The 20,321-nt window shown below is 62.0% G+C and carries 10 protein-coding genes; 7 read left to right on the plus strand and 3 right to left on the minus strand.

Annotated elements, in window-relative coordinates; genetic code table 11:
- The first annotated feature begins 63 nt into the window (after nucleotides 1-63).
- A complete protein-coding gene (locus P0645_RS06510) occupies nucleotides 64-2,280 on the plus strand; it encodes a hybrid sensor histidine kinase/response regulator (RefSeq protein ID WP_284163769.1) in 2,217 nt (738 codons plus the stop codon).
- A gap of 5 nt (nucleotides 2,281-2,285) precedes the next feature.
- Here P0645_RS06510 and P0645_RS06515 read toward each other — a convergent pair whose 3' ends face one another.
- Genes P0645_RS06515 through P0645_RS06525 form a run of 3 tightly spaced genes read right to left on the minus strand, consistent with a single transcriptional unit; the run spans nucleotide 2,286 to nucleotide 6,373 of the window.
- Nucleotides 2,286-2,747 (minus strand): hypothetical protein, encoded by a 462-nt coding sequence (locus P0645_RS06515; RefSeq protein WP_284163770.1) that lies wholly within the window; start codon nucleotides 2,745-2,747, stop codon nucleotides 2,286-2,288.
- 52 nt (nucleotides 2,748-2,799) lie between these two features.
- The gene (locus P0645_RS06520; protein ID WP_284163771.1) at nucleotides 2,800-5,592 is read right to left on the minus strand and encodes a fimbria/pilus outer membrane usher protein; all 2,793 of its coding nucleotides are present in this window, start codon (nucleotides 5,590-5,592) and stop codon (nucleotides 2,800-2,802) included.
- 46 nt (nucleotides 5,593-5,638) lie between these two features.
- On the minus strand, nucleotides 5,639-6,373 hold the full coding sequence (locus tag P0645_RS06525) for a fimbrial biogenesis chaperone (protein WP_284163772.1): 735 nt from the start codon (nucleotides 6,371-6,373) through the stop codon (nucleotides 5,639-5,641).
- 440 nt (nucleotides 6,374-6,813) lie between these two features.
- On the opposite strand from P0645_RS06525, the gene P0645_RS06530 reads away from it, so the two are divergent.
- The 6 genes from P0645_RS06530 to P0645_RS06555 all read left to right on the plus strand — a co-directional run bounded on the left by P0645_RS06530 (nucleotide 6,814) and on the right by P0645_RS06555 (nucleotide 19,421).
- Nucleotides 6,814-6,996, plus strand: coding sequence for a hypothetical protein (locus P0645_RS06530; protein ID WP_284163773.1), 183 nt, complete (start codon nucleotides 6,814-6,816; stop codon nucleotides 6,994-6,996).
- Nucleotides 6,997-7,031: 35 nt separating this feature from the next.
- Nucleotides 7,032-7,550 (plus strand): Csu type fimbrial protein, encoded by a 519-nt coding sequence (locus tag P0645_RS06535; RefSeq protein ID WP_284163774.1) that lies wholly within the window; start codon nucleotides 7,032-7,034, stop codon nucleotides 7,548-7,550.
- A gap of 844 nt (nucleotides 7,551-8,394) precedes the next feature.
- A complete protein-coding gene (locus P0645_RS06540) occupies nucleotides 8,395-16,869 on the plus strand; it encodes a beta strand repeat-containing protein (protein WP_284163775.1) in 8,475 nt (2,824 codons plus the stop codon).
- Nucleotides 16,870-16,971: 102 nt separating this feature from the next.
- Nucleotides 16,972-17,589 carry a hypothetical protein gene (locus P0645_RS06545; RefSeq protein ID WP_284163776.1) on the plus strand — a complete coding sequence of 206 codons (618 nt, stop codon included), beginning with the start codon at nucleotides 16,972-16,974 and terminating at the stop codon, nucleotides 17,587-17,589.
- Between the two features lie 66 nt (nucleotides 17,590-17,655).
- Nucleotides 17,656-18,435, plus strand: coding sequence for a hypothetical protein (locus tag P0645_RS06550; protein WP_284163777.1), 780 nt, complete (start codon nucleotides 17,656-17,658; stop codon nucleotides 18,433-18,435).
- Nucleotides 18,432-19,421 (plus strand): CsgG/HfaB family protein, encoded by a 990-nt coding sequence (locus P0645_RS06555; protein ID WP_284163778.1) that lies wholly within the window; start codon nucleotides 18,432-18,434, stop codon nucleotides 19,419-19,421. Before P0645_RS06550 ends, P0645_RS06555 begins: the two co-directional genes overlap by 4 nt.
- Nucleotides 19,422-20,321: the final 900 nt, after the last annotated feature.

A 20,321-nucleotide genomic window follows, 5' to 3' on the forward strand; every position in this document is an offset into this window, starting at 1 on the left:
GTGGGCTGATAATGAAGGGGAAAGGGGCTATCTTTCCTCAAGGGTGACTTATGCAACAATGCCATGGAAGGCTCCCTCCTCACGCATATTCGTGAAACGCCCGAGATTCAGCCCTTGCTTGCAGATGTGCGGGGATTCCTTAACAAGACGACCCCGGTCGTAGATGGCTCTGACCAGGACCTGAGGGCATATATGCGCGAAATCGTTGCGGACGTCGATGCCCTGCACCCCAAGGTTCGCACCCTGTCACTGACCGGTATTCAGAGCTTTGCCAAGCAATCCGCGGCCATGCGGGCACAGTTTTTCATGACACTTCTCAAGTTGGCCGGTGCCGTCGTCGTTCTGCTGGCCTTTCTTCTTGCGGCGGTTGGCGTGCTGATCAAGCTCTTCCGTCAGGTACAAAGCAGCGCGCGGGCCCATCAGGCAATGAGCGCCCGGTTCGAAGCCGCTGTTTCCTCGTCTCTCGACGCGGTTCTTCTGGTGGATACGGCAGGTCGCATCACGGAATTCAACGGAGCCGCCGAGGCCGTATTCGGCTACACGCGGGACGAGGCGATCGGCGGCCAGATGGCAGAGATGATCATCCCCGAAGAGATGCGTCAGGCCCATCAACACGGAATGGAAAGATACCTCAAGTCCGGCCAGAAGACCGTGATCGGGGCAGGCCGCATTCGTCTGGAAGCGCGACGCAAGTCCGGCGAGCGCTTTCCCGTCGAACTGACCGTGTCTGTATCCGAAGCCGATGGAGAGCGGATTTTCGTATCATTCGTGCGCGACATCACGCCGGAGGTGCAGGCGGAGGAAGACCTGCGAACCGCACGCGACACGGCCCGGCAAAGCGAGAAGGCCAAGTCCGATCTGCTGACCGTGATGAGCCACGAGATGCGCACGCCGCTCAACGGTATCCTTGGATCTCTCGCCCTCATCGAGACGGACAATCTGAACGATCGCCAGAAACGGCATCTGAACTCGATAGCCGTTTCCGGGGAACTGCTGCTGACACATGTCAATGACGTGCTTGATCTGTCCAGCCTGGAATCCCGACCGGCGGAAAGCGAGGATGTCGATTTCGACATGGTCGCCATGGTCACTGCGATCACCGATAGCCTCTCTGCCTACGCGACCCGTCGCGGGAACGACCTGAAGGCGACTTTCCTGTCAGAGGGTCTCGATCGCGTCCGGGGCAACAAGACGGCTATACAGCAATGCCTTGTCAATCTTGTGGGGAATGCGATCAAGTTCACCCGTAGCGGCTCTGTCGAGATTGAGGTCGAATGCCAAGGCGGCATGATGGAGTTGCGCGTATCCGACACCGGACGTGGCATATCGCCGGAAAACATCAGCCGGATCTTCGAGGAGTTCGTTACGATCGATGCCTCGTATGACAGGGAGAATTCCGGCACCGGCCTCGGCCTGGCGATCACCAAGCGGCTGGTCGAAAGCATGGGCGGCGAAATTCATGTGGACAGCATCTTGGGCGAAGGCAGCCTGTTCACGATCAGGGTGCCAGTCAGCCCGCAAAAAGCCCCCGCCGTTGGGGGCGCTCAGGCGCAGCAGGCGCTCTCGCGTGATGTGATTCCGCCCGGTTACCGGGTCCTGGTGGTCGATGACAACCAGATCAATCGAATGATCCTGTCGGACATCCTTCAGGAACACGGGGCTGAGGTGACCGAAGCCGCGGACGGGTTCGAAGCGATCGGGCTGGTCGGGGAAAGGCCGTTCGATCTGGCGTTTCTCGATATTTCCATGCCCGGCATCGACGGGATGGAAACGCTGCACCGGATCCGTGCGCTGGATGTCGAATGGCGCGACCTGCAAGCTGTTGCCGTGACGGCCAATGCCTTGCCGCGCGACCACCAGACGATCCTGACTGCGCCCTTCGATTCGATCCTGGTAAAGCCGATAGAGATGTCGCGGCTGTTCGAGGTTCTCCGACGGGTGGCTGGCAAGTCCGCGCCTGCCGCTGACGCTGCGGCGGCAGATGATCCTGCGCACTCGTTCATCGCGCGGTTTGGTCATGACCGCTATCGGGCGGCCCTGAATGACCTTGCCGGCGAACTGGAGAAACTGGCCCGTGACATGGACGACAGTCCGGACCTGTCGGAAGCACTCCGCGCGCAGTCGCACAGGCTCGCCGGTTCCGCAGCGGTTCTGGGCGAGGACAAGCTGTACCGTCGGCTTCAGACCATAGAGCATCTTTCCGGCGAGACCTGGTCAGATCAGCGCGAAGGGACGATCCGTGCGCTCGGCGAACAGGCCCATGCGCTTAAGGGGGAATAGACGCTTCAGGCCGGTTCTTCCAGCGTGAGGGCGATTTCGCATTCCATGTCGATCAGACCGGCAGGAGATTTGCTGGATGCCCTGAAGAAGCCTTCAACCGGCAGCGTGATCTTGCGTCGTGTATTCGCGGCCAATTCGAGGGGATAGCGCAGTTCCGAACGATCCTTCTCCTGCTCAAAGCGTCCGTTCTGGCCAAAGACGAGGCTCGTCCTGTCGTCGCCGATCACAGTGTTGCAATTCTTCCCTTGGGAAATCTTCAGAACCGCGATCACCTGTACAGGTGCGTCGCTCGGGTTCCGGCAATCCAGTTCGACACGCCCGACACCGCGCCTTGCACTGTTGGTCACGGGATCGACCGTGCCAAATGCGAGTTCGGCGGAAAGGATCGTGCACCGGGCGGGCGACAGAGGTTCGGCTTCCGCCTGCCCGGCGATGCCCGCGCCTATCAGGACCAGGCATGTCGCCATTCGTGCAATGCATTTGAAGACAGACCTGACGAGCGCCGGTGCGAAGATCGTTCTAGATGCAGGGCACCGGACCGATCGTGGGTTGCGGGTCATCGGTTTGGGGATAGGAGAAAGAGGCTTCACAGGTTTCGTCTCCGATCTCGACTTGCAATGTGACCTGGTCTGGCAGGTCCTCGAAATAGGTTTCGCCATCGCGCCCGACATAGCCTGGCCATTCGGCACCCTGAAATCCGGCTTCGGCCCCTGCAGGCAAGGGGTTGCCCTCGGCATCGACCAGGATCACAACCGCGGCCTGGCGACGTCGGGCCGAAAGGTCGATGCGCGAGGCCCCATAGGGATGGGGGATGACCGTGATCTCAGTGTCGCCGGTGACATATTCAAATGGCACGTCCTCTGGCTTGATGCTGAAGGTTGTGGGCAGGCCGTCGTTCAACCCGGTCAGGATCAGATCGCCTGCGCTGTCCGTGCGGCCACTTTCGATGTTCTGAAGATAGACCGGTATATCGCCCGCATCGCCCGTCGTGACATAGGCCAGTCCGTTCGAAAGGTCGGGCGCCATGAGCCTTTGCCCCCCGACCCAGGCGATCATGCCATCGAAGCCATATTGTGCAGACAGCCCGCTGTCGCGGTTAAAGTCCAGATCAAGCCGGTGCAGTCCGAGGTCGCGCTCTGAACTGTATCGACCCTGGACCCCGTATGTCCCGCCAGTCGCCCAGTTCCCGGCAAGCGAGTAGCTGTCGCTTGTCCCTTCCGGCGTCCAGTCCTGGCGAACGGAATAGGTTTGCTTGTTGCGTTGATAGGAGCTTCCCGCCTCGATACGCCGATCATCTCCGAGGTTCCGAGACAGTGTCAGGCTGGCGGAGGCGTCGTCGAGTGACCGTGTCAGGCTGACGTTCAGTTGCCAGTCCTTGAAGACAGGGCGCTGCAATCCCACGGACACTCTGGCGCGGCGCTCGTTCTCCCATGTGTCAAGAAAGGAGAAAGCGGCATTGAGACGCCCAAAACCATTGACCTCGTTGCTGTAAAAGGCATTGAGCGAAGTGCGCTGGTGATCGCCGGTGGACATCTGCCCGGGCTGGCGCCAGTTCGCGGACTGATGTGAAAGGGAAATTCCCCAGCGAACGTCATCTTCCGGGTCCTGACTCGCGCGCGGGGTCAGATCGAACGCCAGGCGGTATCCAAGGCCCTCGGACAGGCTGAGCCCGAGCTGAGGGGTGAGGACGAGAGATTGCCCGATGACGTGGTTGGCTTCTGCACCGGCGGTCAGCCCCTTTTGCCAGAGCGTAGCGGTGCCCGTGAGGGTCGTCTTGTCGCGCCAGCCGTAGCGGTGCCAGGTGCTGGCCATGGGCCCGCCATAGCCCAGCTCTGGCGACCCGGACAGTCCGATCCCGTAATAATATTCATGCACGCCCTTCCGGTAGACCTCCGGGAAGCGGAAGAAGGGGATGGACTGCGTTCTCTGCCGCCCGAGAGCGTCGGTAAAGACAATGTCGATCTCGCCCTCGCCGTTGATGACCGGCAGATCGTCAAGCTGAAAGGTACCGGCCTCTACTTCCACGGCCGCGGCTTGCGGGTTGCCGTCGATCAGGAAGGTGATCTGCCCCGGCAGCCCGCTGCCGCCCGAGAAGGAATAGGTGGGGTAGGGGGTATAATCGGGCTTGAAGCTGAAATCGCTTGTGATGCTGTACCCGAGAAAACTCATCGGGTTCACGCCCCCCGCCGAGGGAGGACTCTGTTCGCCGATGCGAATGGAGCGATCCTTGTCGGGCTGATACATGGTGTAGAGAATGGGCGATCGCGTGACGCTGAAATCGCCGGGGCCAAAACCCAGCCCCAGGCCCGTCTCGAGCAGCCCCTTTTCCGTGGCCCAGCTCAAGCGCCCTTCGGCGCTCAGCCGCAAGTGATTGCCCTGCAGGTAGCTTCCGCCAAGTCGGTAGCTCAGCAAGACGCTGGGCGTGGTGTCCGCAACCGCGAAATCGTCGCCCAGGGCGACATTCGTGTGCTGTGCTCCGTAAAGGCGCGCATCGGCCTCCAGATACATCACCGGGTCGCGGTCCGCGAAATAGACCGAAAGACCTGCAATCTGGTTCAGGGGAACCATTTCCACCCCGTCCAGGTCGACGACCGGGGGCGTGATGGTAAAGCCCAGCTGGCTGAAATCCTCTGGGTTCATGTAGGCCGATCCGTCGCGCATCTCGACCAGGAAGAACAGGCCCGACGTAAAACCGTTGATGAACACATCGTAAAAATCGCTGGAAAGCTCGTCCGGACTGGCGAGGTCATACCAAAAGGCGCGTACCGCCTCGGCGGCCTCGCCCACCAGAATCACGCCATCCAGATCGGTGTCGAACCCGGCGTAGCGGTTGTAACCGTCCTCCCCGGATTGCGCAGAGAACAGCGTCTCGTCATCCCCTGCGCCAAGCCGATCCGGCGCGACAAGCGCGACCAGCATCTGGGCGAGCGAGCGGCCGGACTGCTGGCCCAAACCGGCCAGGTCAAGTGCGCGCCCCGCGAGCGCGATCTGCTCGGGCGCGGTCATGACGCGGATCTTGTCCGGATCCGTTTCCAGCCGTTCGGCCATATCCGCATCGAAGCCGAACAGGCCAATGGTCCCGAATACCTGATTTGACTGATCCGGCTCGAAACGGCCTTTGGTGTGAAAGGCGGCATAAGCCAGCAGATATTCGGGATCGAAGCCCAGCCTGTTGCCGACCTTGGTGGCCGCATCGACAAGATCCTGATGCACGCCAAGCCGGTTTATCGGCGGGGGCGGTGTCTCTTGCGCGCGGAGTGGCGATGCAAGAGACAGCAATCCCGAAAACATGATGATGAAACCGCGTCGCATGTGTTCGTTCCAGTGCTGGCAGACGAAGGTTGGAACGCGCGTCGGTCTATTTGCGCACGGGCTGATATGTGCTTTCGAATTCCAGATACTTCACGAACAGCGCCCCATCTTCGGTTCCGGCGGGCGCCGCGATGCGCCATTCCCGCCAGCTGCCGGCAAGCACATGGACCAGTTCTTCTGCGCGGTATCGTGGCAGGCCGCCGTTATCCGGATCAGGCTGGAACCCGAGGCTGTGGACGGTCTTGCGCATGTTGCCGTTGTTCGTCGCGCGGACGATGATGACATCGCCCTCGCGCCGGACCGACCAGTCCAGGATGGGCGCAGGAACGGCATTTCGGGGTGCCACATAGACCGGAAGAAGATGTGCGAAGGCGATCGCAGCGATGGCACCTTCGAAATCGGTAATTTCCGAGGGTATTTCCGCGATCCGAAGACGAAAGGCCTGCTCGGCGTTCTGGCTTCGGGCGCCGCGGTAACCGACGCGGATCTCGCGCTTCTGGCCGGGCAACAGACGGAAGGACGGAGGGCTGGCGATGAACTCCTTGGTGTCGCCATAGACATCCTTGCCGTTTTCGATCGTCCAGCTCAGCGGAGTGACTTCGTAAAGGACGGGTCGGTCGCGCAGGTTGGTGATGGCGACGCTGGCGCGCCCGCTGGCATCGACATCCAGTATGACAGGCGAAATGGCAGTATTGGCATGGACCGGCGAGGTCGGAATTCCCGACAGCGATGCCGCAAACGCAAGAACCGTCGCCACTTTGCACAATTGTCTGAGTATCATTGTAATATCCTTCCTTATTGCCATGAGAAACCGGGACTTGCCTGACCTGGCGATCACGCGAAGAAGGTCAGAAGCCGGTCTCGTTCGCGTTCGTTATCAAAATCGGGAATTCAGATGGTCAAAGCGAGCACCCTATTGGCCAGTTTGACGCGCAAGGGCTTATTGCGCTGTACGAATGGCGTGGTCTGACTGACCATTCGAGGTAAATCCGCTCTTTTCTGTCTCGAACGAGGGCGGGACCGATACTTCCGCGCAGTGGGATTTCTGACTGGAATCGGCCTACCAAAAGATGTGGGTGCCAGCATCGGTGCTCATGACCATTTCATGCCTGGAAATGGTGCAACTCAAACTTTGGCCGGTGGGTTCGCGTAAGCCCCCCACTTTCGCTAACCTTACCGGCTCCTTTTGTGGCATCGGTCGAAGAGAAAAGGACAAGGACGATGAAAAACCGCCAGATGCTTGGAACGGTAGTCGCAACGTCCTCTGCGCTGTCAGTGTCGGCGGTAATCGCCGCATCGGCCTTCCGTTCGCTGAAAGTCTGCCGTTTCGCAGACCCTGGCGCGGATGCCAGTGCAAAAGCCGGAAGACCAGCCGATTTGGTCGCAATGACCATGAGCTACTGAAACTCTCAACTAGATCAACCCAAGGAAAACTGAAAATGAAGAAACTCAAACTCCTCGCGCCGGTTGCAGCCGTCATGTTGTCAGCGACAGCCGGGTTTGCGGCCACCGCCACCGACACGATGAACGTGACCGCCACCGTCAACTCGACCTGCGCGATCACCGCGACCGACATGGCCTTTGGCATCGTTGTTCCGGGTACGCTCAAGACGGCATCGTCTAACGTGTCGATTACCTGCTCCAACGGTACGCCTTTCACTGTCACCGTCGGAAACGGAAACAATTCGACCACCACAGGATCGAGCTCCAACAACGAATTCCGCCGCCAGATGAAGCATTCGACGGCCAACTCCTTCCTGCAATACATGCTGGACGATACGAACGGCGCCTTCTCTTATGCGTCGACGATCAACTCGAACGGCACCTTCGGGCAGACGGCGACTGGCACCGGCTCTGCCATCAGTGCCACGCTTTATGGCGAGGTCGGCAGCACCGTGAATGCTGGCGCGATTTCCGGGAGCTACAGTGACGTGGTCACACTCACCGTTACCTACTGACGCGACCAGGGCGGGGGCGTAGCGTCGCCCCCGTTTCCGCGGCGCAAGACCGTGATGCAGTCACGGTTAGGGTCAGCAATCGATGAAATCGGATAGGGGCGGCGATGCAAGGCCACTATCCGTCAAGTCCGGCAAAAAATCGCGAGTTTATGAGTAGGCCTGAATAAAGGTTAACCAGTGATGCGATTTTTGCGGTCCCGTCCCCCTGGCCACAGTGTACCTCAGTCTGTGGTTCGGGGGGGCGGTGAATGCCGAGAGCGATCTGATGCGTCACGATCCGCTTTGAGGTCGATCAGGGAAATGGACCGGATCCTGAATGCGCATGCAATTCAGGGGCAGATTGCCTTAAGGAAAAAGCACAGGTCCAGGAAGATATCTATCCGGACACTATTATTCTGAATCCGACCTTCTGAATAAGGCCGGACCACGACCCGTTTTTAACTGTCACATCTTTGCTCAGTTCAGTGCCAGCTGTGCCGATGTTCCTCCATCGACACACCCTTCCTTTTCATCGGGAAGACAGCGCCCCTTTCAGGTACACATGGCCGCCAGGGCAAGCGAATTATATCCCAAGGATGCAAAAGTCACAGCCTTTCGGATAGTCGGTGATCCATCAGCAGGCCGATTTATGCCCTTGCTGCATCGCGTGAAGCCGAAGCGATTTCTAACCTGTTCCTACTTCCGCGATACGGAGTCGCTCGTTTGTAGTTTGAGCGGCCAACCCATGCGTGACGAGTTGTGTAGTAAACAAGGTTAGGGTTACCCAATGCAAAAATCAAAAAGATCAGCGCGCTACGCGTTGTTACTATCGAGCAGCGCTCTCGCCCTCGGGCTGACAACCGGCTTGCCGGCGCGCGCACAGGTCGACTATCGCATCGGATCGGGCATCGCAGCGATCGGTGCGTCCGATGTGGTGGAGTCGTTCCAGCGGGCCCAGGCCGAGATCGAGGCGATCATCGACGCGGGCGGCGCTTCGGCCGGCATGATCCTGGATGAAAACGCGGCGGGCGGCACGGCGACGACGACGGTCGACGCAAACGAGGCGCTGGCCTCGGCCTCTGGCAACGAAAACACCGTTCTGGCCGACGCCAGCGTATCAGGCACCAGCGGCGCGGACAGTAACATTCTGGTCGCGGGCGCTCAGGAAATCACCGGCCAGCCGATTTCGGCGGAAGTGAACAATGTCGATGCTTCGCTGTCCCTGACCCAACCGGGTGCGGGGTCTTCCTCGCAAGTGACCGACAATACCATCAGCGCCGATCTGGCGGGCAACACCGGGTCGCAGACGATCCAGGGCCAGTTGAACAACCAGTTCGCCAACACCGATGCCGGCACCGGCGGTACGGTCAGACTGGACCCGCCGGCAGGGATCGACATGGTCGATGCTGCGGATGCGGGTCTGCTTGTGGTTTCGGCGCAGGTTGCCGACAGCCTGAGCGCCAACACCACCAACGACAGCGCTGCCACCAGCTTTGCCACTGTCACAGGCGGCAGCGCGATCAGCCTGGCTGTCGACGGCAACTATGGCGCCGATCAGAGCATTGCTGTGACGGGCAACACCCTGACTGCTGAATTCGATGCCAACCGCACGACGAACGGCATCATCCTGCAAGCGGGTGGCAAGAACGTCCTTGACTCGGCCGCCGGTGTGACGAGCGCACAGGCGTTTACCGACACGCGCGCGGCGGGTGTCGAGGCGGCGACCGTCACGGCAGGTACGGGCGAATCGCTGGTCTCGGGCGATGTGTCGCGTGCGACCGCAGGGACGTTCGACAATTCGTCCCTTTCGGTCAGCGGCAATACCGTTGCTGCCGATGGCAGCGGCAACACTGCCAGCAACAGCATCGCGCTGGAAAGCGGCATCCGTGTCGATGCGCCCGCAGGGCAGGGCCAGTCGAACACGGCAGACATGAACTCGGCCGATCTGACGCAAACCGCCGAGGGCGGGCTCTTCAACTCGACCGGTCAGCTGGTCGAGAACGCCAATGTCGCCTCCGTCCTGACGGGCGATGCGAACACGGCGGCGGTTCGTGCCGAAGTTGACGACAGCATGAGCGGTTCGGGCATTGACGCCGACGGCAACGTGCTGCGCGCGACAGCCACGGGCAACGCGGCATCGGGATCGATCGGCGTCGGTGGCTCGAACAGCTTTGACGCGGCGGTTGCCTCGAACACCATGCAGGCCGTTCAGGTCGGCAGTGGCGATGGCGGCACGCTCGAAATCTCGTCGACGGTGACCAATGCCGACGTTCTGGCGCGCGGCGCCAGCAAGGCAGGCGTGGATATCACCGACGGTGCGATCAGCGCTGACGACAACATGCTTGCATCGATCGCATCGGCCAACACCAATTCGCAGTCGGTGTCGGTTGCGTCCACGTCGGTCACCGATGACGGCGCGGCGGGCACTTCTCTGGCGCGCAGCGACCTCGCGGATGACGGCATCCTGCGTGCCGACGCAGGCATTTCCGCGATCAGCGGTCAGGCCCTGCGCGGCGATGCGACTGCGGTTTCAGTGACCTCCGAGATGACCGGCAGCGGCGCACAGCTCGTGGCCGGAGCAACGTCGGGCACGGATCTGTCCAACGTCTCGGCCTCGCTTCGCGGCAACGATGCCCAGTCCTTCGCGACGGGCAACGAGGCGGGCGTGAGTGTCGATGTGGTTGCAGATACGTCGATCGACAGCTCGGTAGCCGCCGTTTCGGCCCAGCAGATCGAACGTGCCAATATTGCGGCCACCCAATCGGGGACCGATTTCACCGCAACCCTGAACAGCACGGGTGGCAGCGCCGACAACCTGAACATCGTTGTGGGTGACGACAACCTTGCAGATGGCCTGTTCGAGGGTAACAGCATCATCGCCGCAGCCACCGGTCAGACCAGCCGAGCCTCGCTGACCAGCGAAGCCGGCACCGACACGGTTCTGAGCGGCACCTATTCGGGCAGCGTCAACAACCTCGATCTTGGCGGTGCGGTCATGCCCGATACGTCCTCGGCCATTGCCGAGCGTTCGGTCTTGACCGAACAGGTCATGTCGCGCGTCAACCTTGACGCTACCGTCTCTGACCCGACCCTTGCCGCCTCGCTCACAGCGACCGGCCAGTCGGTCCAGAACGTGGCGCAAGCGGTTGATGGCAACCGGATCACGGCCCAGACCCAGGGCAACGTCGCCACGAACGACCTTCAGCTTGATACCAACCGCCTTGACATGACTGCCGCGAAAGGCGGTGCTGCCGGAACCGCGGGTGTCGTGGCCACGGGCATCAGCCAGCTGATCGACGCGAACAGCACGCTGGAAGCCGACATCATCGCCTCTGCCGGTGCTGGCGAGGCCGAAATCGCCTCGACCGTGACGAGCGGCGCGGGTGCGATTGCCGACACATCGATCAGCGCCAGCGGCAACCGTGTGACGGCCTATACCGCCGGCAACACGGCGACCTCGACGTTCGACGGCACCGGCAACGAACTGGTGACCGGCGGCGGCATCGCGACGACCGGCCTCAAGGTGGGTAACATCACCGGCGTGACCGAAGGCGAGATCGTCGCAAGCGACGTGGCCATGGCCAACGGCGTGCAGCAAAGCAACAGCGCCTCGATCGACAGCGCGATCGGGTCGTCCGGCGGTGTCGGTGCCGAGCCGTTCGAGGTTGCGGCATCTGCCACGACGACCGGCCAGATTTCCGGATCGACGATCAGCGTTGACGGCAACACCGTCGTGAACGAAGGCCGCGGCAACGTCGCGATCGCTTCGACCAAGCTCGACTACAACAACATCGACAGCAGCGCCCAGCTTGCCGTGTCGCAGGACAAGGCGTCAGGGGACGTGACGCTTGGCACGCAGGACGTGCAACTGTCGGCCGATGCGGTGAGTGCCGCGCAGGTTGCCGGAAGCTCGATCTCGGTCGATGGCAACACGCTGGCCACGCTGGCCACTGTGAACCGGTCGAATGCTGCGCTGACGCTGGATGCGGCCAACAGCCTGGCCGGACAGGCCGATCTGACGGCAGACAGCACCATCAACGACGGCAATCCCTCGAGCTTTGCCGCCATCACGGACAGCGGCTATGCGCTTGCGACCCGGCAGAATGCGGGCATCGACGTCATGGCGTCGACCACTGCGTCCGAGCTGGAGGCCAGCGCCACGACCCTTGCGGGATCGACCCTCAGCGTGACCGACAACACGATGATTGCGCGTGCCCTGGTCAACAGCTCGACCGCGACGCTGGCCCAGTCGGGCGATACCAGTGTCGCAGCGGAAAGCGTGCTTCTGTCCGATCAGCAAAGCGATGGCGCCATCTCTGCAACCGCCCAGAACCTGAGCGCACGGGCAACCTTCGGCAGTGCAACGGGCACGACGGCGGATTCGATCCTGGTTACCGGAAACGCATCCTCGGCCGAGGCCATCGGCGCCGAAGCGTCGAACACCCTGTCGGTGGCGAGCGCAGGTACCATCACCGGCAATACGGGCGATGTGACCTCGACCGTCAATCTTGACGCGGCGACGCCGCTTCTGGACACGAGCGATACGTCGTCCCTGATGGCACTGCAAACCGTTGACGGGTCGGTAACCGCCGGCAACAGCCGGACCGGAGGCAACTTCGTCATCGATCAGAATGGCGCGTCGGGTGGCCTGAACGGCGATGCGGCCCGTGTCTCTGGCAACACCACGGTGGCAACTGCCACCGGCGGTACGATGACCAACACGCAATCCCAGGTGGCCGGTGCGCTTGACAGCCCCGACCAGACGCTCATCGCGGCGCAGCGGGGGGGTGCGGAAATTGTCGGCGAAGTGCTGGATCCCAATCACATGATTGATATCGACGGTACTGTAACCGACAGCCAGGTCGAACTGTCCGGCAACACGGCCAGTGCCACAGCCACGGCATTCGCAAGCGTGAACCGTCAGGTTCTGGATGCGGATGTGACCATCACCGGCGACAATAACAGCGAAGGCCAGTTCGCCTTCGAAGGTTCGGTGGGTGGCAGCGTCTCTGCCGATGTGGCCTTCCAGGCCGACTCGGTCCTGTCGGCCAGCCAGGTGCTGGCGGATGACGACGCGACCGAAGTGCTTGCCCGGAACTATGGCGGTGCCATGGGCACGGCCAACGTGACCATCGACGGCGCGATCTCGGGCAGCTCGGTCATTGCCGACCGCAACACCGTGACCGCGGTGGGCCAGGGCCTGGCCACCACCAACAGCCAGACCATTGCTTCGGGTGCTTCGGCCACCGATCTGACGGCAGGTGTCCTGTCCTCACAGCGGTCCGAGCAGGGCGTGGTTTCGGACAACCGGTTCCAGGAGTTGACGATCAACGCGGGTGCAACGGCCACGGCAAGCACGCTCTCGGCTTCCGAGAACCGTGTGCAGTCGCAAAGCACCGTCATGTCGGCAAGCAACACGCTTGACAGCAGCTCGGGCACGGCGGCGACGTCGCAGGCGACAACCGGCATTCTTGGCGACGAGATGGCGTTTGTGAATGTCGGCTCGACCAGCGGCTCTTCGACCGTGACCGGTGACCGTGTCATCGCCTCGAACCAGATCAATCTGGCGGGCGCGAACGAGACCGATGCGATGACGGTCGGCACCGTGATCGGCATTGACGTGACGGGTGCCGTCACCGCCAACAGCGCGGTCGACCTGAACCGTAACGTCGTGTCGGCAGCGTCGACCGGTGCGACCGTGACCAACCGTCTGACCAACACGGCCGAGACGGAAAACACGGCCTACTCGGCGATCCTGGCCAACCAGGAAACCAACAACGTGCAAAGCGCAGAGGTCACTGCGAGCACCTTGTCGGTCGATCTGGGCGGCGCGCTGAGCGACACGTCGGTCGGTGTGGCAGGTAACATCCTGTCGGCTTCGTCGACCGGGCTGCGCTCGTCCAACACGCTGCTCGCCGCAGGCGGCGCCATGTCGGGCAACCAGGCGTCTGGCACGAACGAGAAGATCGAGCTTTCGACCAGCGGTACGAACGGCCTGATCACGACAGACGGCTTCTTCACCGTGGCCAACGTGCAAGAGCGCAGCGCAGGTGCGCTTGACGCCGATGCCGCACAGAACCGCATCACGCTTGATGTGGCAGGTGCGGTGACGGACGCATCGGTCATCAACGATGCCAACACCGTCGAGGCCATGGCTGTGGGCATGACCACGTCCAACCTGATCGGCCTGACATCGCAATCCGATGTTCTGGCCGATCTTGGCGGCAGCAACTCGGTCCAGATCGCGAATGCCCAGGTGGCCGGTGCAACCGCATCCACCGCGGCGGACGTGACCGATACGATCATCTCCACGACCCTCGATGGTGCCGTGGGCGGAACGAGCGTTTCGGCGGATGGCAACAAGCTGCTGGCCTACTCGGAATCGATTGCTGCCAGCAATGCCATCACCTCTTCGGTCGGCACGGCAACCCGCGGCGGCGGCGCAAACCATGCGACGCTGGCCTTCAACGGGACCGACATGGTTTCGCACAGCGAAGGGGATTACGAGATCGCATCGCAGCAGAAGACCGCTGTGGGCGCGACGACGACCAGCACCATTGCACCGGCTTCGGGCTCGGCTTCGACCGGTGTGTCCATCGACCTCGCCGCTGGCGGCGTGACCGATGGCACGGTGACGGCAAGCGACAACAGCCTTCGGGCCATCGCAAACGGCACCCGTGTGGCCAACAGCATCGAAACCGAGGTGGGCACCCTGCTTGAGGGCGCGAACCACACGATCTCGAACGGCCAGATGGTTGGCGGCGCCGTGTCTGCGCAGATGGCTGGCGGCACCGTCGATATCAACAACGACGGCGCTCTCAGCGGATCGCTCGCGGTGGACGGCAACGCCTTCGTCGCGGCAGCGACCGGCGGCTCGGCCACCAACTCGATCGTGAACAGCTCGGGCAGCATGACCTTCGGTGTCGCGTCGATGCAGCCGGCCAGCACGGCGCAGGCAAGCGTGAACGGGACAGGCAACCTGTCGATCAACCTCGACACTGTTCAGCCTGACTACATCTTTGCCCTGATGAACGCGCAAACCCGCGATCCCATCGCAGCAGTCACCAGCTCTGTCACCGGCAATACCGGTGTCTCCGGCACGGCGTTCGGCATGTCCATCACGCAGGACGGCCTTCTGGACGGCTCGGCCTCGGTCGACGGCAACATGGTTCTGGCACAGTCGAACGGCCTGACCGCGACCAACGCGATATCGGCCGCGGCGACCAACACCATCGGCGATGTCGGCTCGGCTCTGGTCAGCCTTCAGTCCAATGAAGGTGCGGCCACCAACGCCTTCGTCAACACCGAGGCCACCGACCGGGCAGGCCTGTCGATCCTGGCAGGTGCGGCGGTCAACGGCACCCTTTCGGTCGAGCAGAACCAGGTCATGGCCAAAGCCGCGTCGAACACTGTGGACAACCGGCTGTCGATTGAAAGCGGCAACTCCTACACCCATGACAGCACGAACGACGCTGGCGGTGTGGTTGTGACGGCGGCGAACCAGGGCATGGTTGCCTCGCAGACGAGCACGGCGCTGATCAACGGTCAGTACAATGCAGGAAGCGGCACGTCCGAAGTCCGCGCTGTCGATGTGAAGGCAACGGCGACGGGGGCATTGGAAGGGTCCATTCGTGTGGGCGACAACAGCCTGACGGCCGAGAACCGGGGGAACCAGGCGTCGAGCCTGATCGCCGGCACTGTCGGCGGTGACATGGATGCGGCCGTGGCACTGATCAACTCGCAGGAAACCGCAAGCGGCGTCACGCAAACCGCTGCCATCAACACGACGAACACACTGTCGATCGGCGCAGAGACGCGCAGCACGGTCGATGGCTCGGTCTCAGTTGACGGTAACCGGATCGCGGCGACGGCTCAGTCCAACGAGGCGTCCAACCGCCTTGCCCTGGATGTGACCGGTTCGATCGGCTCGATCGGTACCAACCAGTTGCAATCGCTGGATCTTGACGGGGCAACCCGTGATCTGGAGATCGCTGCGGGTGACCTGTCGGTGGCGAACAGCCAGATCAGTGCGGGTGATGTTGTGGCCACGGCGTCCCTGGCGGATGTCAACGTGAAGGCGCTGGGCGCGGTGGGCGGATCGCTGACACTGGCGGACAACGCCCTGACCACCACGGCACGGGCCAACTCCGCCACCAACATGGCGTCCCTGACCACTGCCGGTTCGCTTGACTCTGCCGTGGCGGTCCTGAACGCGCAGGATGCCAAGGTGGCTGCCTCGCTCAGCTCGACCGTGACCGGCTCGGCCGCTGCAGGTGCAGAGACCATGCGGATCACCGCAGCGGGCGCTGTCACCGGGTCGGTGGATGCCACAAGCAACCTCGTGCAGGCCACGGCCCTGACCAACCTGGCGCAGAACAGCCTGATGGTCGATGCGGCCAACGGTGTGGGCGATGCCACCACCAACACGGCTGTCAGCACCGCGTCGGTCAATACGGCAACCGGGGACGTCAGCATCGCAAGCTCCAGCCTGTCCGTTCTCAACGACCAGGCAAGCGCTGCGGCGGTGACCAGCTCCGTTACGGATGTGGAAACGGCTATCTCGGTTGCCGGGACCACCACGGGGTCGCTGCATCTGGACGGCAACGCGATCAACAGCGACGCGCGGTCGAACTATGCGGTCAACACCATGCAGGTCGATCTGGGCGGGCAGCTGCAGGCCCCGGCGAGCATGGTCAACAGCCAATCGACCTCGCAGACGGCGGCTCTGAACTCCAGTGTCTCCGGTGGCGGAATGGCCCTGAACGGCGGGGGCAGCCTGACCGGTGCGGCGATTGTCGAGAACAATCGCGTCACCGCGAATGCGACCCAGAACCAGGCGTTCAACCACATGACCCTCAACGGATCCTCGATGATCGGGTCTGTGACCGGAACGGCTACCGCTTCGCTTCAGGGCACCCTTGGCGGTGCAACCGGCGACGGGCTGGTTCTCAACAGCCAGCGCAACGCGGCAGCGGCCAACGCACTCGTGGAAGGTACGGTCATCTCGGCCGCTCTGAACACGGGAGCAGCCGCCGGTTCGATCAACGGCACCGCACGGGTTCAGGACAATGTCATCCTGGCCTCGGCCGCCGGCAACGTCGCGGACAACCGTCTGACGGTCGATGCGGTGGGTTCGGACCGGTCCGATCTGGTCATGGCGAGCGTTCAGCAAAACACCGCTGCAATCTCGTCGGTGGTTACCGGCTCTGCTCTGACGCTCAGCGTCGGCGGAGCGGCGACAACCGGTGTGACCGGCTCCATGGGGATCGCGGACAACTCGATCACGTCGGTGGCCCAGGGCAACGTGAATGTCAGCGTCCTGCGCGGAGGCTCGTTCTAACCACCACTCACAAGACCGTCCCTGGCGCTTCTCGGTGCCAGGGACACCCCCCGAAACTCGACACACCCATACGCAACAGACAGCGCATGCCCCGACAAGGGCATGCATAATCACAGGAGAGAACCGATGCGTTTTTCTTTTATCCCTCTGGCTCTTGGCTGCCTAATTCCCTTTGCGGCACATGCCGCCGACACCGAGGGCAAGTACGCGGTCCGAGGCGCTGGAGCGCAAAGCTGCGAAAACCTGGCCAGCGTGATCGACTCGGACGATGCCGAGCAGAAGCGCGATGCGATCCTTGTCTACTCCTCCTGGATGTCGGGCTATGTCAGCTCGCTCAATCGCGTCACCACCAGTGCCTATGAGGTGATGCCGATCCTGACAGAAAGCGATGTCCTGGCCGTTTTGCTGACCCAATGCCGCCGCCAACCCGAAATGCTGGTCGAGACGGTCGCCTTCAACATCGTCGAAGAACTGGCCAAGGCAGCCGCGCTGACCGCGGAAACGCCGGTGGCGGAACTGGATGTGGACGGCAAGACGCGCCGGTTCCGTGAAGGCACCCTGGTCCTGGTCAACGCCAAGCTGGCCGCCGCCGGGTTTGAACAGGATGAGGGCACCACCGTCCCTCAGGAAAGCGCCCTTCGGGCCTATCAGGAGAAGAATGATCTGCCCGAAAGCGGGGTGCTCGATCTGGCGACGCTCCTTCGGCTTTTGCTGAGCTGAACCCTGTCGCTGAAAACGCGATGAGCGCGGCCGCCGCGCAGCCTTTCTGTACTGAGGAAAAAGATTATGAGTAGGCTACTCGCACACCAAACCGGCAAAAAGTCGGATTTCCGCTTCTCGACCGTTATACCGGCGATCGGGCTTGCGCTTGCCCTTATGCCGGAGGCTGCCCTGGCCAACGGGTTCGGAGAAAACGCCCACTGGCAGTTTCGCACAGATGAAGAATTCATCGCCCAGCTGACCGCCCTTGGCCTGCGTGAAAGGGAACAAAACGGCAGTTTCGGCCCAGGCGACACGATCTACAACATCGCCGGCGACATGATCAATTGCAATGTGACGTCCAGCGCGGCCGGCAATACCAGCAGCGCGACACAGGACGGTCGCTCAATCGGGAATGAAGTGTCGGACGGGGGCAGCATCGCTGCGGATTCGGCAGGCAATGGAAACTCGGGCGAGCAGCAGGGCGGAACGTTCAGCGGCTCGAACTCTTTCGGCGACCTGGAAACCGGCAGCACCAGCACTTTGGACGGGTTCAGCGACGCCGGCGCTCAGACGATCACGACGACGCAGGACAATGACGGCGATCAGACGGCTGAAGTCAACGACAGCGGCATCAGCAATTCGCTTGACGGGGGCACCGGCGGCAACACCTCTCCGGTCCTCAATTCGACCCAAGGCCTGACGGACAGTCCTGTCACCGCGGCGATCAACGACAGCCAAGCCTGCAGCTTCACCCAGATTGAAGGCAATCGCGACAGCATGATCGTCCATGACGTCAGCAGCACCAGCACCAACAGCACGACGGGGTCGGTTGATGGCGGGCTCAATTCCGGAGACAACCAATGAGATTTCCAGCCACTTCATTCCTCCCGCTCGTCGGCCTTCTGGGCCTGGCCGCCTGTTCGGGCATCCCTGCGTCCAAAGTCATTGTCGAAGGCGAGGCGCCAGTGATCATTGGCCCGGCGACCCGCAAGAACCTGACCCCGCTGGAGCCAGTCTATCAATGCTATGATCGGAAGCTTTCTGAATCCCGAACCAAGGGGAAGGCTTCGGCGCCGCCATTGAATATCGCGGTTGGCCAGATTCAGGATTTCACCACCCGCGCGCTGACGTCCGAGCGTGTCGACATCACGCAAGGCGGGTCCCTCATGGTGATATCGGCCCTCATGAAGCTGCGCGACAATGTGACCGTGCATGATCGTGTCGATCCGCGCGTCACCGAGGCCGAGCTTCAGTACATGAACAACAAATACCTCGGTGACGGCAATACCCACGACAACGGTGGCGTCGAGGTCCCCTGGCTGCCCTATTTCGGCGGCTCGATCCGGCAATCCGAATATACGATTCTCGGCGGGATAACCGAGGTCAACTACAATCTCAGCTCTGGCGGTGCATCGCTGATGATCGATCAGATTGGCGGTCGGCAGCGCGTGTACACGATCAATGTCGCGGCCGATCTGCGCCTGGTTCGGACAAGCTCGCTCGAGGTTGTTGCCGCAGTGAGCCTGCAGAAGCAATTCGTCGGCTACGAGCGCGACCTGGAATTGTTCAGCTTTTTCGATATCGGCAACAAGAGCCGCCTGTTCGATGCCTATGCCGGCGAAAAAAGCCAGGAACCGTTGCAACTGGGGATCCGGGCAATCCTGGAAGAAAGCACCCTGGCCCTGATCGCGGATCTGACGGGCGTGCAATATGACAGCTGCAATCCCGGCAGCTGGGAATACCCCGAGACACAACCGGTCGTTACTGCCCCGAAACTTCCAGAAACGGATATCACGGCCCGATCGGCGCCGTTCGTGGTGCCCGAGTATTCCGGCAGTGCGGTCTGGTGAGCGCCGATCTGATGATGTTGCCGCTTACCTTTGCGGATCCTCGCAGCCCCGGCTTTACACATCGATGCCGTCGGGGGCGGTCGCATCATCGGGGCTGCCGGGCCCGCCCGATCCGCTGCGGGCTGCGTCGGTCCCCCGGCCTCTGTCGGCAAAGCAATCCGGTCCAGCCGCGCCGCCAAGCCTTTTTCGCAATATGCAACGCCTGTGGTGTCAACATTCAGCCCCTCATGAAGAATTTGTTAAGTAACATGTGCTCGCCCGTTGGTTCTGGTGGCTGGTTCAGGAATTCATCACTCAAAAACCCAAGTCGCGCCATAGTCTTGCCTTCTCTTCGCAATATCCGCGCAGGCGGCACCTCTGAGTGGTTTGGTGTGCCGAAGGTAACGATTGGTTTTGTAAAGGGTTTGGATGATGCCCACCGGCTATCAGGCCTCCCCTGGTGGGGGCAACGCGCTGAACGGCGCGGATATGATCGGTGGAGGTCCTGTCACCTTCACGACGCAATCGGCGCTTGGCGCAGGCCAGTGGACCTGCGGCGGCAGCAGGGGCGTAGCCGGCGCTGCCGGATGCGGCGCCTCGCTCTTATCCCCGTTCCTGACCGAAATCCCGCTCCCCTATACCGACGCGCTTACCGGTCCGGTGGCGGCGGGCTGTATTCCTTTTCGACAGGGTCATGAGGTCAATCCTGACCCGCGGGCACTGACGGCCCGTTCGCCCGGATATGCCGCAGAACCAAGATCCTGATCGAACATGAAGCTTTCAACAATCGGATGCGCAAGGCGCGACCCTAAGGCGAGATAACGAGTATGGCAACTTTCAACATCCGGATGATCGAGATCGGCGAGGCGGGCCTTTCCGCCCCCCGCACCGTCACGCAGCAGGGCGCCACGGCCGCCCGCA

The organism is Frigidibacter sp. SD6-1, from assembly GCF_030143255.1.
Classification (GTDB): domain Bacteria; phylum Pseudomonadota; class Alphaproteobacteria; order Rhodobacterales; family Rhodobacteraceae; genus TMP-24.